Source organism: Vibrio sp. R12-SG2-ISO1 (assembly GCF_059834045.1).
This window is the reverse complement of record NZ_JCBDGO010000019.1, coordinates 90519-105398: the sequence shown is the minus strand read 5'-3', so window position 1 is coordinate 105398 and position 14880 is coordinate 90519. Positions and strand designations below refer to the sequence as shown.

The window sequence follows — 14880 nt, the reverse complement described above, 5'->3', positions numbered from 1 at the left end:
GATCTTGTCCAGTTTTTAAGATTTTGGCGCGAAGCAAGAGCTGACAAGCGCTAAGCGAGTAAATAGCATGTTGGATATCCATCAATTTGATGAATCAGTACTCGGTAAAGAAACCTCTGATCCGTTGCATTTTGCCTTCGCGGATAAAACCTCAGCGCATGCGGCTGGTGGTGCAAGGCCGATCGCTCGTGAGCAGTATGGCGCGCGATTGAATGCGCTGTACACGCCGCATCATTCGTCCACCTTGGATGCTCAAGCGGCGGCACGGGTAAAACAGCGTTGCCTGTACATCCATATTCCCTTTTGCCGAGTGCGTTGCACCTTTTGTAACTTCTTTCAAAATGCGGCAAGTCGCCAATGGGTTGATGAATACTTTGCGGCTCTGATGCGCGAGATTGAGCAAAAAGCAGCGTTGCCTTGGACGCAGTCTGAGGTTTTTCAGGCCGTGTACATTGGCGGCGGCACACCGACGGATCTCTCGCCTCAGCAGGTACGCCAACTCGGGCAAGCTCTCGCCGCGCGTTTTCCTCTCGCCAAAGATTGTGAGTTAACTCTTGAAGGGCGAATAAACCGTTTCAGTGATGAGATGTTTGACCATGCACTCGAAGGGGGATTTAACCGCTTTTCATTTGGTATTCAGAGCTTTAATACCCAAGTGCGCCGCAGTGCCAAGCGACTCGATGATCGTGAAGTGGTGTTGGAGCGCATTGGTCAATTAAGTGCCACCGAGCAAGCACCGATCATTCTTGATCTTCTATATGGTCTGCCTTATCAGAGTCTAGAAGTCTTTGAGCAAGATTTGCAGGACTACTTGGCAAGCGGCGCGCACGGCATTGATCTTTACCAACTCGTGGTTGGCGGCAGTGCGCCGATGATCAATTTGGTGGACAAGGGTAAAATTCCTCCTCCAGCGACGACGCCACTGAAGGCGGATATGTATCAGCTTGGCAGTGAGTTTATGGTGAAGCATCACCAAAGACCGCTGAGTGTGAATCACTGGGCGAGAGACAACCGCGAGCGCAGTTTGTATAACTCGCTGGCGAAAACTTACGCGGAAGTGCTGCCGATTGGCTGCGGCGCGGGCGGCAATATCGCGGGCGTCAGCATGATGAACCATCGCACGCTGGCCACGTATATGGAGGCGATGAATACTGGTCAACCTGTGGTGGCCATGATGCTGGAACAGCACCCTCTTGAGCCGCTGTTTGCCACACTCAAAGCCGGTTTTGATCGCGGCGTGATTAGCCGCCAAGCGCTTGAGAGTGCCAATGCGCAATGCGCGCTAAACAGTGACGTGCCGCGTCGCTTTGACTTTGCGTTCTTGCAGCCGCTATTCGATGCGTGGCAAGCACGCGGTTTGGCCACCGTTGAAGAGGATTATCTACACTTGACGCTAGCCGGACGTTATTGGTCTGTCAGCTTGGCACAAGCGGCGATCAAGGTTCTACAATTTTATTACCAACCCGCCTCAATGAGCCCTCATCATGTCGGTTCAATCGCTTAGAAATGGAACGTTTATGGATTCAGTAATGACAAAGACCCAACAGCCAGACACGCTTGTTCAGCAAGTCGCAGCGCTATTAGACAGTGACCCAACATTGTTGCCTGCTGCCATCGCAGAGCAGTTAGGAGTCAGTGAGTATGACGTGGTGGCCGCTTTGCCGACGGATATGGTGACCTTGGTCTCGGGCGACCATGCGCAAGCTGTGCTGGAAGCGTTGGTTGACTTTGGACCAGTGACCACAATCGTGCACTCATTTGGCTCTATTTTTGAAGTCAAAGCGCCGTTTCCAAAAGGGAAAGTGGCCCGCGGCTACTACAACCTAATGGGACGCGAAGGTCAGATGCATGGGCATCTCAAACTCGACAACGTACGTGCGATTGCCTTAGTCAGTAAGCCTTTTATGGGACGTGAGAGCCACTATTTTGGTTTCTTTAGTCAAGAGGGCAACAACATCTTCAAGATCTACTTGGGGCGCAATGAAAAACGTGAACTCATTGCGAATCAGGTTGAACAGTTTCACCAGTGGCATGCGCATTATAAAGGTTTATCAAAGTAACCGCGCACGGCCAGGACTTAACAACAATCATAAAATTGAGAAAGACAATCAGGAGCTCAACATGGAACAACAGGTCAAGCAGGAACGCTTGCAAGGTCGCTTAGGTCCAGAAATCAAAGAATTTCGTCAAGCGCGTAAGACATTGCAGTTGGCGACAGTCGACGAACATGGCAAACCCAATGTCAGTTACGCGCCGTTTGTACAAAATCAAGAGGGATACTTTGTGCTGATTTCTGAGATTGCCCGTCACGCGCGCAATTTGCAGGCGAATCCGACGGTGTCCATCATGTTGATCGAAGATGAAGACAGCTCCAAGCAACTCTTTGCTCGCAAGCGCTTAACCTTTGATGCCACTGCACACGTTGTGGAGCGAGAAACCGAACAATGGCGACAAGTGATCGCGCAGATGCAAGAGCGCTTTGGTGAGATCATTGATGGCTTGAGTCAGTTGCAAGACTTTGTGCTGTTTAATCTCAAAGCAGAGCAGGGCTTGTTCGTTAAGGGATTTGGTCAGGCGTATCAGGTATCTGGTGACGATTTGGTGGATTTTGTCCACCTGCAAGAAGGGCATCGCAAAGCCTCTAACGCGTAATATAGTCAGGTGCTTAAAGTAATCATCTGCTTAAAGCCATCATCCGCTTAAAGAAAGCTGCCGCCTAAATCAATCAGCGATAAACGACAAAAGGGAGTCTGTGAGGGTAATCACAGGCTCCCTTTTACTTGTCTAACAAGACTCAGTGAGAGGATTGAGCGATGATGCTTGCCAAATCCTCAATACCTTGCTGCCAATCCGCGGTGGTGGTTAAGTTGGCGCAGCTAAAGCGCATCGAGTGTTGGAATTGCGTGCCGGTGGCAAAGAGTGAGCCGGGGAGAAGGCTTATTCCACGTGGCTTCGCGTGTTGATAGATGGTTTGACTGTCGCAGTGGCCGGGCAAGGTTAGCCAGACTAAAAAAGATCCTTGCGGTTGGTGTAGCGAATAGTGACCCGAAAGGGTGGGATAGCGCTGCAAGGCCAGATCCAACTGGGTGATAAACAGTTTAGTGTTGTGCTGATAGAGCCGGCGCATTTTCTGCACGTGCGAGCGGTATTTGCCGGTGGTGAGAAACTCTGCCACGGCAGACTGCATCAGGTTAAGGCTGCCCATGTTATCGCTCATCAGGTAACGCTCAATCTGCGCTTGGTATTGACCCGCCATAATCCAGCCGATCCGCAACCGTGAATCGAGCATCTTCGAGAGCGAGTTGACATAGATGACCCGGTTGTCGTTATCGAGTGTTTTCAGTGGCGTGACGCTTTGGTCGTAGGCCAACGCGCCAAACACATCATCTTCAATGATGGGCACCGCGCCGGAGACCTCTAGTAATCGAATACGGGCCGCGAGTGGCATGCAGGCTCCCGTTGGGTTGGTAAAGTTGGGTGTGACTAAAATCGCCTTAATATCCCAGCGTTCAAGTGCTTGCTCAAGTGCGTTGGGATCTATGCCATCTCGAGGACAACTCGGCACTTCCACAACTTTAAGGCCCAGCGATTCCATCAGTAGCAGATTGCCAAAGTAACAAGGCGATTCGACCGCAACGATGTCGCCTGGCTGTGTCAGTGCACGCAGGGCGAGGCTGATCGCTTGTTGGGCGCCATGGGTGACAGACAAAGACTCACCGCGCGCATCCACCCCCAAATCATGACTTATTTTCGCCAGCTGCCGGATCAGTAAATCGTTCCCCGGTGGCAGTTGGTAGTGGCTAGGGATGTGCGCTTGGCGTCGGCTGTGGCGGCCAATTTCTGCGTACAGGCTTTTGATCGCCGGTGTGTCGATAAAAGGGTGTGCAGAGCCGGTTACGAGCCGTTCTTGGCTTGGGGTGTAGGTGAGAATCTCTTTGCAAGCGCTCAGCAAATCGACTTGCGTGGGCCTTTGAGTCGGGGCCGGTGGCGTCGTTTTAGCGCTCACTCGGTAGCCCGATCTCTGCTGCGTATAAATCACGCCTTGCGCCTCGAGTTCTTGATAGGCGCGAATGACGGTGTTTTTGCCCACGTCTAACTCAGCGCATAAAGTGCGAATAGAGGGCAATTTGTCATCACTGGCATATCGACCCTCCTCGATACCTTGGCGAATGATCTGCTCTACTTGGCGATACTTGCTGCGACTGTCCATCTTTCTGTACCCATAAAACTAACCTGATCTGTGCCTTTAAAATCAACCTGTACCCACTACAGTAACGTTAAAACAGAATAAAAAGCGAGGAGAATGTGTATGTGGGTGCGATTGATCCCTTTTGTGTTTGTGGTGCTTTGGGCATCGGGGTTTGTTGGAGCAAGGTTTGGTCTTCAGTACGCCGAGCCAGCGACCTTGTTGTCACTGCGAATGATCGCCAACGTCGCGTTATTCCTGCTGTTGATTGTGCTACTTCGTCGTCGCTTGCCGAGAGGTAAAGCGTTACTTCATAGTGGCGTGGTAGGGCTGTTCATTCACGGCTTTTATCTCGGCGGTACGTACTTTGCAATCCATCTTGGTATGCCTGCGGGTCTCAGCTCTCTGTTGGTTGGTCTGCAACCCATTCTTACGGCGTTTTTGTTGGTGGTCTTCACTCAGCACTCGTTTAAACCCTCGCAGTGGTTAGGGCTGGTGATTGGGTTTGCGGGTATTAGCCTTGTGCTTATGGGTAAAATGGACTGGCAATCCGAGCAACACAAAACCTTAGCGGTTGCCGTCTGTTTGGTGTCGCTCATCGGCATTACATTGGGCACCCTGTACCAAAAGCGTTTTTGCCAAGGCGTGGATATGGTTGGAGGGGCCACCGTGCAGTATTTTGCCGCGGGACTGCTGTTTGTACCCGTCGCGCTGACCTTTGAAACCAATGTGATTGTTTGGTCTCCTGCCTTTATCATGACCTTGGTATGGCTGGTGGTCGTGCTCTCTTGCGTTGCGATTCTATTGCTGCTCTATATGGTGGAAAATGGCGTGGCGTCGAGTGTGGCGTCGGTGTTTTACCTGGTTCCGCCCGTCACCGCCATCCAAGCGTGGTTGATGTTTGGTGAATCGTTCGATGCGATGGGCGTGATGGGCTTTGTTTTAGCCGCTTTGGCGGTATTCTTGGTCACCAAAGCACCAACTGTGCCGCGAATCAGAAAGTGGGCACGCGTCTAAAAACATCGCTTTAATTCCTCACTTTTTGTCCGGTGGTCTACGCTTTATTGGTGTGACTTTCGTTCAAAAGGTGAGTTGTGACTATCCTACGTTTGTACCAGTCAGTGGCGCTGCTGCTCTGTTTATGGCTGGCTTTCTCTTCCCCACTTCGCGCGCACAGCGATCTTCGTCAGCTGACGTTTTACACGGAATCGTATCCACCGGCTAACTTCCAGACTCCACAAGGGGAGCTCGCGGGCTATGCGGTCGATATTTTACTTGAAGCCAGCGCCTTGGTTGAACAGCCCATCGACATGAAACAAATTCGTCTAACGCCTTGGAAGCAGGCGTATCATAAGGTGGTCACAGAGCCAAACACCATGCTATTTTCTACGGCGCGAACCGAGTTAAGGGAGCCGCTTTTTCAGTGGGTTGGACCTATTATCCCGCTGAAAATTATCGTTTTGGCGCGCAAAGATGCCGACATTACGATTACGCAGCCGATGGATATGGCGAAGTACTCCATCGGTGTCATTAGTGACGATATTGGCGAGCAGACCCTGCTTGCTCATGGGATCCCCAGAGAGGCGATGCGCGAGGCGAAAGATGTGATGACCTTGTCTGAGCAGCTGATGAAAAAGCGCATTGATTTGATTGTCTACTCTCAGCAGGTGGCGAACTGGTGGGTGAAGTCAGTCGATGTGGATCCGTCGCTGTTTGAGCCAGTCTATGTGCTGAAAGAGGGAGATCTCTACTACGCGTTTCATCGAGATACCGATCCGCAAATCATCGCCAATTTGCAGCGCGGCATTGAACGGCTTAAATCGATGCCAGGTGAGCAAGGACAAAGCCGTTATCAAGAGATTTTAGCCAAATACGAGTGACGGACTGCGATGATAGCGGTCTCTAACGTCAGACTGATATCGTCAAGGCGGTGTAATCTCAGCGCCGTCTAGACGGTGTGCTTTTTCACGAAGTAGGGGTTATCAAATTTCTTCGCTTGGCCGAGCTCTGACACCACCAATTTGTTCCACAGGGTTACGTCAAACTTCTCTTTTGGTATCGAGGGATAGAGTGTCTCTAGCTCTTCTAATGCGAAGCGCAAGAACTGTTTTTTCTTAATTTGATTGTATTTTTTCGCCACACGATTGTGCTTGGCGATGAACTCTTGTTTGAACGCCACCAAGGCTGGCGTCGCTTGCTCAAGCGGCACTCGAGAGAGGTAAATGCGTTTATACGACACCTTACGGTCCATCATGGTACGCATCGCGGTTTGAATATACTTACCATGCTCGGTGATGGAGATGTCCTGATTATCAAACAGGTTGACGCACCACCCCGCCGGGAAAAAATCAGGTTTACGGTACTGTTTATTACGCGCTTCAATAGCACGGTGAAGCACAATGTCTGATGTCCCGTTGAAGGTCTGCTGCCATTTGCCAATGCGAATTTGAATCGCCGTGGGTAAGCGATAAATATTGGTAAACTTATCTTGGTCCATAAACAATCACACTTTTCTACAGTCAGCCACCTGGGCTGCAACATGCATGGTTTTTGGTTATTACGTCGCTCATTATCACCCAAGCCAACGCGACGTTAAGCGGCGCTTAATGGGTATATTAACGAGATGTTGAAAGAAATTTGTTTGATCGGTCGCATTTTAGTGAAAACAGTGCCGAGGTGCTAGTCGTTTTATTGATACGACCAATAATAGCGAATAAAGCGGCTTAGGTGGGCGTTGGGTAGGGGGAGGGCATAATTGGGTGATGGGTGATGGGTGATGGGTGATGGGCGGTGGGGCAGCGCGTGTGACTGGGCGTCAAACGCGCTGCATCTATCGATAAGATTAATCGTAGATGGTCGGGATAGGCTGACGCTTGTGCTGCGTGATGGTGTAGATGTGCACAAGACGCTGCGAGACTTCCTCTGATACCGGTTTCCCTTCGAGGAAATCATCGATCTGATCATAGGTGAGGTTCAACGCGTCTTCATCGGCTTTTTGTGGTGCCAGTTCTTCAAGATCCGCGGTTGGCGTCTTTTTCACTAATAGCTCTGGGGCGCCGAGGTGAGCTGCCACTTCACGAACTTGACGTTTGCTCAAACCAAATAGCGGTGCAAGGTCACAGGCGCCGTCGCCAAACTTGGTGTAAAAGCCAGTGATGTTTTCCGCTGAGTGATCGGTGCCGAGTACGAGCCCGCCCACATAGCCTGCGATCTCGTACTGCGCAACCATGCGCGCGCGCGCTTTCACGTTGCCTTTAACAAAATCCAATTTTGCTGCGTCAGTCGGTAGCAAGTCGGTGCCTTCAAGGGCGGTTTGTGTGGCGGCGTGAATACCATCCACACCCGCTTTAATATTGACGGAGACAGAATGTGTCGGCTCAATAAATTTCAATGCAATTTGGGCTTCATCTTCGTCTTTCTGTTCACCATAGGGCAAGCGGACGGCAATGAACTGGTAACCGCCATCGGTTTCCTCATTGAGTTGGTTGACGGCTAGCTGAGCCAAGCGGCCACATGTGGTGGAGTCCACCCCTCCACTGATCCCCAGTACCAAAGACTTGCAGCCTGCTTCTCGCAGTTTGCGTTTAATAAAATCGACTCGACGTGTCACTTCAAATTCAGGGTCAATTGAAGGTAAGACACGCATCTCATCGCGAATCAACTGTTCCATTGTGTTTCCTTCCTGCAAGCAATGTATTTTCAAATTTGCGGATATTCTTGATACCCTTAAAGCGTCTAGCCGATATCATACCAATTTGAACAGATTAGAAAACTGCTACGACCGTTTAGCAGTAGAAAGGAAGAAAATGAGCCATATTGCGGTGTTTGGAAGCGCGTTTAATCCACCCAGTTTAGGGCATAAAAGCGTCATAGAGTCGTTGACTCATTTTGATAAGGTGCTGCTCGTGCCAAGTATTGCCCATGCATGGGGCAAAGTGATGCTCGATTATGCGCTGCGTTGTGAACTGGTGGATGCGTTTATTGATGATCTCTCACTGCCTAATGTCGAGCGATCGCCAATCGAAGAAAGTTTGCTTAGCCAAGATGGTGGCGTTACGACGTTTGCTGTCCTGCAAGCGTTAGAGGCGCAATACCCTAATGCCCATTTAACTTTTGTGATGGGGCCAGACAACTTATTAAACTTTGCCAAGTTTTATAACGCCGAGGAGATCCTAACTCGTTGGTCTGTATTGAGTTGTCCAGAAAAGGTGGCGATTCGCAGTACGGACATAAGACATGCCCTACAGGACAAGTCGCCTATTTCCCACCTGACAACAGAAAAAGTGAATCGCATATTGAGTAAAAAAGCGTATTATTGAGGGTGTATTTAGTGGTTACATAAGAGATATGAATGCGTTTTTCTCAATATATAGGGTTTTGTTTTGGTGCAATGGCATTCGCATCACAAGCATGCGATTTACACGATTATTCGTATGAAGAGAAAAACAAGCCGTCCAACTCTCTGATGTTTCACTCAGCCCAAGGCCTCTGCTTTTCGATGCTAGATGGCATCGAGTACACGGTTAAAGCGCTCGACGATCTTGAGTTCTATCTCGATGATGACAGTCGAGACTACGCCTCTTACTGGGATGATTGGGTATTGAAAAGTGCCAGCAACCCAATTTTGTCCCGCCACTTATCATCCAACTATTTTGGTATCGGCGTGTGGATGCCTTCTGAGCTCGAAGAGAAGATGGCCACGATGAGCATGGATGAGTGGTTACGCAATCATGGTTTGCAGTTCAGTGTCGGTTTTGGTGACAAAAAAGCCGGCGAGCCAAGAATGAGGCTCGACTACCGCTGGCATGATGACTACGAAGGCGATGTGATGATGACCATCGAAGTCCCTTTGTAATCTCGCCAATGATTGTGCGCCGTACCTTTGTTCAATCCCACTTCTGATTGTGTTTAGCCAAGCGATCGCCGCGAATGTGTGTGATCGTCAACCACCGCCTGCGCTTTTAAACACAATGAAATCATCGCCTCAACGGGTTCAGGTCTGGCGAAGTAATAGCCCTGAATTTGTGTGCATCCCATTTGATAGAGTTTGTTGAGTGCCTGTTCGGTTTCCACCCCCTCGGCGACTAAACTCACCTCGAGCTGTTTCGACAGTTCCACAATCAGGCTGACCACGCGTTCAGTGATCGGATTGGTGAGAATATTGCGCACGAAACTGGCATCGATTTTAATCCCATCAATCGGGTAGCTGTGAATGTAGTTTAAGCTTGAGTAACCGGTGCCAAAGTCATCCAGTGAGATGGTAAAACCCAGCATCCGGAGCTCATCGAGTACTTGGCGCACGTTTTGCGTGCGAGAGAGCAGCACGGTTTCCGTCAGTTCGATAGTGAATTCGTGGGGTAAGTAGCCAAACTGAGTGAGGGTGTGGAGTAAGTGGGTCACATAACGCTCCGGCTGGGCAATTTCGTGGGCAGAGCAGTTAATGCTAAGTCGCACTTTATGACCTATCCCCGCTTCCAATGCCTTTTTCGCCTCGCATGCTTGCTCCAAAATACGTTCACCGAGTTCAACAATCAGTCCAGATTGCTCGGCGGCTTCGATAAACTCCATCGGTGGAATAATGCCAAGAGTGTGGCTCGTCCAGCGAGCGAGCACTTCAAAATAATCCCAATGTGTCTGGCCTTGTTTGACAATCGGTTGTAAAGCGATGGAGATCTCGCTGTGACGGCTGCTCTCTTTTGTCAGTTCGTTGCGTAAGGCATCAATCACCATAGTGCGGCGGTAGTACTGCGCGCTGAGGTGGGTATCGTAACATTGAATCTGGGTGCGCCGAGATTGCTTGCAGTCTTTGAGCGCTAGTGTGGCGTTGAGGATCAACTGATCGGCGCTCAGCTTTTGTCCCGGATTTTGAGCCATCCCGATGCTGACCTTAAGCTTGATGGTGTGGTTTGGATCCTGATAGCCCCTTTCAATTCGTTCGAGTATTGACTCGCAGACTTGAATCGGATCATCTGAAAAAATCACAAAGGCAAACTCATCCCCGGCAATGCGAAACGCGCATTGTTGCTGACGAATGGAATGAGCAATAGCGTTAGCCACAAACTTGATAACCTGGTCGCCAATGTACATACCGTACAGGTCGTTAATGTGTTTGAAGTTATCAATATCTAAGTACGCCAAGGTAAAAGGTTGGCTTCGCAAGTGGGTTAACTGATGGAGCGTCTCTGACAGAGAGCTCCGATTGGAGAGGCCCGTTAAACTGTCATGCGACATTTCAAAATTAAGTTGTTTGACCAAACCACTTGAACGTTGTGCGAGCCACTTGGTACGTAAATGCTGGATGCAAAGGTTGGCTAACAAGCGGTGAATGCGGACAAGCTCAAGGGCTTGTCCGCCGATGGTCTCATCATCAATGTCGTGGTGATACATGGAGTATAAAATTCCAAGGGTTTCACCACTCGCACTGCGCAGCGGTACGCCTATGTAGGATTTTACTTGAAGTTCGCCGAGCATCGGAAGGTTAGGGAATTGCTGCGCAAGTCCGCGAGCGAGTATCACGACGTCTTGTTCGCTTTTTATCGTTCGGCTGCAAGGACCATCACTCAGTTCATAGCCTTGTGTAGCGACCAGCTCATCGTGATGAGTCGCGCTGGCTAATACGGTGGCCCGGTAGTTGCCTTGGTCTAGCTCAACGATACTGGTGAGCGCTGATTGGCTGCGCTGGTGGATGGCTTGCGCAATCTGGGCGAGCAGTTGACTGCCGTCCAGTGAGAGTAACTCATCGAACAGCTCTACACTGAGTAGAGGTTGATGTGAGGTCATCCTAGCCATAGTCTCCTCCAAAAAAATGCGATAAATGTCGCATATATTTTGTTGTCACTTAACTATGATACAGGTTGCTTAATTGATCAACCTCGCAGTGCGGACGAGAACATCGTCTACAGAGGGACGCGCTCTTCTGAGAGTCTGGCCTTCAAATAATCGAGAAACAGTTGGGTTCGAGTGTGCTGATAATCGAGTTTTGGGTAGTACGCATACACCGTCGCTTCGTCGGCAGTGATGTCGGGCATGATCCGTTTTAACGCACCGGACTTGAGATCCTCTTTAATCATCACATCGTAAGTGAGCAAAATACCCATGCCACTTTTGGCTGCATAAAACAGCGCCTCTGGATTGGTGGTGGCGAAATTGCCGGATAAACTCAAGCGCTGTCCTTGACTGAGCCTCACTTCACGCTGTGGGCGTTCTCCCCACATCAGAACATTGTGATTGAGCAGATCATCCGCTGAGCTAGGTTCCCCATACTGCGCGATGTAGGACGGTGACGCATAGAAGGCGCCTTTGTGTTCAAACAAGGCGGAGGCTTTAAAGCTCAGTGAGTTAAGCTGCTCGATTTCTCGGCTAATAAAAAGATCCAAACTCAATTCTGGCAGTTGGCCGGGGGTCGTCGTCAGCAACTGAATACGAATATCGGGATACATCTGCAAGAAATCATTGAGGTATTGGACAAGAAATTTCGACCCTATCGCCAAGGTCGCGCCAATTTTGAGTAGCCCAGCAGGGCTTTGATTGACCGAGCGCGTTTCATCGACGATCGATTGCCACTCATCTAACTGAACTTTAGCCCGCTGATAAAAAAGTGCGCCCGCTTCGGTTTGGGTGACGGAGCGCGTGGTGCGCTTTAACAGCTGGACACCGAGGCGCTCCTCAAGCCAGTGAATGCGCTTGCTGACCGCGGAGTTGGTGGTGTTGAGTTTACGCGCAGCGGCGCTAAAACTGCCTTCGTCTACGACACGAAGGTAACTGTGTACACTTTGAATCCAATCCATACTGGCTCATTGTTTCGCTTTAGGAAGTAATGAGACCACATCTTAATAGATTACGACGAAAACGCACGGGGTTTCGTCTGGAGTACCACTCAGTAAAGGATGTAGGTACAATGGCGCGGTTTGAATGCGATGAGAGATCGACAATGGAATACCAAGAGTTTGAAAGTTTAGTGAAAGCACTGTGCGAACAAGACAGTCTGCCACAAGCATTAGAGATGCTGAAAGCCAGTAGCGATGAAGAAGTGGCGCAGGCGGCCGAGGCATTGACGGGTCAGTTTGCTCTAGCGGAAGTCGATGGGGAATCGCGTATTTACCATGTGACTCTGCAAGAAAACGAGCAAGGCGAAGAGCAGGAGTTTATTGAGCACGTGATGAACGAAGGGGATGAGGTGATTCGTTTTGTGGCTTGGTTCTTCGATACGCAGTTTGACGTTAAGCGTAAAGATACCTACCAAATGGCGGGTAAAACCTACCAACAACCCAAGCGCAGTTAACGACACGCAGCCATGAAAGTGACCGTTTGAGAGCAGGGTTATTTGCACCATAATGATCTATCGCGCACTAAAATGAAACAAGAGTGCAATTAAATAAAATAAATGTGATATATCTCTTGCTTTTGTTGTTTTTGTGATTAAAATCACACTCATATTCTTTGAGGAGAAAATCATGAACAACGATCTAGCAGGTGCATACCTAGGCCAAATGATTGCAAAGCAAGCCATGAACGAAATGTTTTACGGCAAGCCAAAAGCGAAAAAAGCGTCTTTCTTTAAGCGCGTACTGAACAAAATCGCTAAGTAATCTGGCACTGGCGAATCTAACGCCAAACGAACGAATAGATAATATTAAGCCCCATTTTCGATGGGGCTTAATTGTTTGTTCAAAACGTCAATGTGATAGCCAGTATTAGCCGTTAGAGGACTGATTTTGCATAACGACGACATTGTCAGGCACCTTGCCTAATCCTTTGTTAACAAGCCACGCCTCTAAGTTGTCTGCCCCGCCAATGTACTGACCGTCCAGCCATATTTGTGGCACGGTAACGGGCGTTTTTTCACCGATGATCGCCTTTACTTCCGGGATCATTCGATACAAAGCCGCACTCTCTTTGACCACGTCGTGATAACGATATTCGATGCCTGCTTCATCGAGCAATGCCTTCGCTTTGACACAATAAGGGCATGTTGCTTTACCAAAGACGATATTGCCGCTCAGTGTATCGTGCTCGGTCCATGCTTTTATGATCGACTGCACCAATACACCGCGGTTGAGGGCTTCTCCTTGACTGATCACTTTACCCTCGACCATCACAATTGGCGCATGCCAAGCACCGGCTTTGAGCGGCTCCCACCAATGAGAGAGCCAATCTTTCACCTCAAGTTCGACCGGCACATCGGCCAGCTCGTTGGCAAAGGTATCAGTGAGAATGTCTTTGGTCAGCGTGCACTCACCACAGGGAATGTTCACTTTGAATGGTCCCCAACTGCCCGCCCAGCGATAGAGGGTTACTTTGATTGGCGCTGCCATATGTCTCTCCTAGGTACGTCGTTTTTGTCTGCTTTGTATTAAGAACGGCGAAAGCCACCTTTCATTTCAACTTATTTTATGACGCCGATTCAATTGAGCGTAACGTACGCTGATACAGTAACCAAGCGCAGGCACCTGCGAGGAGGTTTCCGATGCTCGCCCCCCAAAAGAGCCCATGAATACCGCCGAGATAAGCGCCGACCCACAAACAGGGTAAGAAGAAGGCAAACAGTCGCAAAGCAGAGATGGTTAACGCTGTGTAGGCTTTACCCAGAGCGTTGGAAATAGAGACCATCAGCATGCACACCCCCAGCGGACCTAAGCTAAATGGCACCAGCATCAAGTGCATCGAGAGGATCGATTCGACTTGATTTTCCCCCGTCATGAGATCGGCTAACAGACCAGAGCTAAGACCGGTCACCAGTGCAATCGCGAGCTGGAACAGCAAAATAAACTTAACCGCGATCGTGACGAGTTGACGGATATCCTTAATATTGCCGGCGCCGAGCAAGCGACCGACCATAGGGGGCATAGACATCGTCAATGCCAGCACTGAGACGATGGCAAAAAATTCATAGCGCGACCCCAATGCCCATGCGGCCACGGCAGCGGTGCCGTAACCGGCAACAAGCTTGGTCGCAAGCATTGAAGATAGGGGGGGAAGGAGCTGACTGACCATCGCCGGGCCCATAATATTGCCAATAGAACGCACGCTGCTGAAAACGTTCAAGTCACTCCAATCAAAGCTCATCCACTCCTTGCGCAGAACTTTAGGGGCGACGACCAGAATACCGCAGCCAAAAGCAACAATGGTGGCTATTGCGGCGCCGTTTATCCCAAGGTCGAGAGTAAAAATAAACACAGGATCAAGCGCTAAGTTTATTGCGCTGGTGACCATCATCATGGTGCCGGGTAGCAGAGTATTGCCGTTGGCGCGACATATGCTGTAGAGAAAGTACAACACCGCGCCGACCCATGCGCTCGCCGCCCAAACGATCCAGTAGGTATCGATGATCGGTAAGACAGAGTCTGGTGCACTGAGTAGGTTCAGTATTGGCTTGCGCAGTAGATAAAGCACGACGGCGAAGGCCGCAACCCCTACGCTACCAATGGTTAGGACTAGCCCACCCAGTTGTTTGGCGTAGCGAGTGTCGTTGGCGCCCAGTGATTTGGCGATTACTGCTGTCGTGGCGATACCTAAGCCAACTTGGATGCCAATAATGATCATTTGGATAGGCAAGGTAAATCCTTGCACCGCGAGCGGAAGCACACCGAGCTGGCCGATGAATGCACTGTCCACTAATTGAAAACTCATTAGCGAAAGCACGCCAAACAGCATAGGCCAAGTCATGGTGAACAGTTGCTGGCCTAATGAGGCTG

16 protein-coding genes are annotated in these 14880 nt (G+C 49.9%); 9 read left to right on the top strand and 7 right to left on the bottom strand.

Annotation, left to right across the window (positions count from 1 at the left end; translation table 11 throughout):
- The first annotated feature begins 67 nt into the window (after nt 1–67).
- The 3 genes from hutW to hutZ all read left to right on the top strand — a co-directional run bounded on the left by hutW (nt 68) and on the right by hutZ (nt 2652).
- On the top strand, nt 68–1504 hold the full coding sequence (gene hutW / locus AC6R10_RS13720) for a heme anaerobic degradation radical SAM methyltransferase ChuW/HutW (RefSeq protein ID WP_500672569.1): 1437 nt from the start codon (nt 68–70) through the stop codon (nt 1502–1504).
- Nucleotides 1505–1529: 25 nt separating this feature from the next.
- Entirely contained in the window at nt 1530–2060 is a 531-nt protein-coding gene (gene hutX / locus AC6R10_RS13715) for a heme utilization cystosolic carrier protein HutX (protein ID WP_500672568.1), read from the top strand.
- A gap of 61 nt (nt 2061–2121) precedes the next feature.
- Entirely contained in the window at nt 2122–2652 is a 531-nt protein-coding gene (gene hutZ / locus AC6R10_RS13710; protein ID WP_500625490.1) for a heme utilization protein HutZ, read from the top strand.
- A gap of 142 nt (nt 2653–2794) precedes the next feature.
- On the opposite strand, the gene AC6R10_RS13705 is transcribed toward hutZ, so the two are convergent.
- Complete coding sequence (locus AC6R10_RS13705) at nt 2795–4210, bottom strand: aminotransferase-like domain-containing protein (RefSeq protein WP_500672567.1); 1416 nt, start codon at nt 4208–4210, stop codon at nt 2795–2797.
- A gap of 99 nt (nt 4211–4309) precedes the next feature.
- On the opposite strand from AC6R10_RS13705, the gene AC6R10_RS13700 reads away from it, so the two are divergent.
- A complete protein-coding gene (locus tag AC6R10_RS13700) occupies nt 4310–5203 on the top strand; it encodes a DMT family transporter (RefSeq protein ID WP_334553321.1) in 894 nt (297 codons plus the stop codon).
- A gap of 77 nt (nt 5204–5280) precedes the next feature.
- A complete protein-coding gene (locus tag AC6R10_RS13695) occupies nt 5281–6066 on the top strand; it encodes a substrate-binding periplasmic protein (RefSeq protein ID WP_500672566.1) in 786 nt (261 codons plus the stop codon).
- 68 nt (nt 6067–6134) lie between these two features.
- Here AC6R10_RS13695 and AC6R10_RS13690 read toward each other — a convergent pair whose 3' ends face one another.
- Together AC6R10_RS13690 and nadE are read right to left on the bottom strand one after the other, a co-directional pair.
- Nucleotides 6135–6683 carry an MSHA operon transcriptional regulator gene (locus tag AC6R10_RS13690; protein ID WP_334553325.1) on the bottom strand — a complete coding sequence of 183 codons (549 nt, stop codon included), beginning with the start codon at nt 6681–6683 and terminating at the stop codon, nt 6135–6137.
- A gap of 345 nt (nt 6684–7028) precedes the next feature.
- The gene (gene nadE, locus AC6R10_RS13685; RefSeq protein ID WP_500625492.1) at nt 7029–7856 is read right to left on the bottom strand and encodes an NAD(+) synthase; all 828 of its coding nucleotides are present in this window, start codon (nt 7854–7856) and stop codon (nt 7029–7031) included.
- Nucleotides 7857–7992: 136 nt separating this feature from the next.
- Here nadE and AC6R10_RS13680 point away from each other — a divergent pair, with 136 nt between their 5' ends.
- Together AC6R10_RS13680 and AC6R10_RS13675 are read left to right on the top strand one after the other, a co-directional pair.
- On the top strand, nt 7993–8505 hold the full coding sequence (locus AC6R10_RS13680) for a nicotinate-nicotinamide nucleotide adenylyltransferase (protein ID WP_500672565.1): 513 nt from the start codon (nt 7993–7995) through the stop codon (nt 8503–8505).
- A gap of 32 nt (nt 8506–8537) precedes the next feature.
- Nucleotides 8538–9041, top strand: a complete 504-nt coding sequence (locus AC6R10_RS13675) for a hypothetical protein (RefSeq protein WP_500672564.1) — start codon at nt 8538–8540, stop codon at nt 9039–9041.
- A gap of 53 nt (nt 9042–9094) precedes the next feature.
- Here the strand turns inward: AC6R10_RS13675 and AC6R10_RS13670 are convergent, their stop codons facing one another.
- Nucleotides 9095–10975 carry a putative bifunctional diguanylate cyclase/phosphodiesterase gene (locus AC6R10_RS13670; protein WP_500672563.1) on the bottom strand — a complete coding sequence of 627 codons (1881 nt, stop codon included), beginning with the start codon at nt 10973–10975 and terminating at the stop codon, nt 9095–9097.
- Nucleotides 10976–11082: 107 nt separating this feature from the next.
- The gene (locus AC6R10_RS13665; RefSeq protein WP_500637198.1) at nt 11083–11973 is read right to left on the bottom strand and encodes a LysR family transcriptional regulator; all 891 of its coding nucleotides are present in this window, start codon (nt 11971–11973) and stop codon (nt 11083–11085) included.
- A gap of 143 nt (nt 11974–12116) precedes the next feature.
- On the opposite strand from AC6R10_RS13665, the gene AC6R10_RS13660 reads away from it, so the two are divergent.
- Together AC6R10_RS13660 and AC6R10_RS13655 are read left to right on the top strand one after the other, a co-directional pair.
- Nucleotides 12117–12467 carry a hypothetical protein gene (locus AC6R10_RS13660; protein WP_487903671.1) on the top strand — a complete coding sequence of 117 codons (351 nt, stop codon included), beginning with the start codon at nt 12117–12119 and terminating at the stop codon, nt 12465–12467.
- 172 nt (nt 12468–12639) lie between these two features.
- Entirely contained in the window at nt 12640–12774 is a 135-nt protein-coding gene (locus AC6R10_RS13655) for a hypothetical protein (protein ID WP_334553334.1), read from the top strand.
- Nucleotides 12775–12879: 105 nt separating this feature from the next.
- Here the strand turns inward: AC6R10_RS13655 and AC6R10_RS13650 are convergent, their stop codons facing one another.
- A complete protein-coding gene (locus tag AC6R10_RS13650) occupies nt 12880–13500 on the bottom strand; it encodes a glutaredoxin family protein (RefSeq protein WP_500633475.1) in 621 nt (206 codons plus the stop codon).
- A gap of 76 nt (nt 13501–13576) precedes the next feature.
- The gene (locus AC6R10_RS13645; RefSeq protein WP_500672685.1) at nt 13577–14851 is read right to left on the bottom strand and encodes an MATE family efflux transporter; all 1275 of its coding nucleotides are present in this window, start codon (nt 14849–14851) and stop codon (nt 13577–13579) included.
- Between the last annotated feature and the right edge of the window lie 29 nt (nt 14852–14880).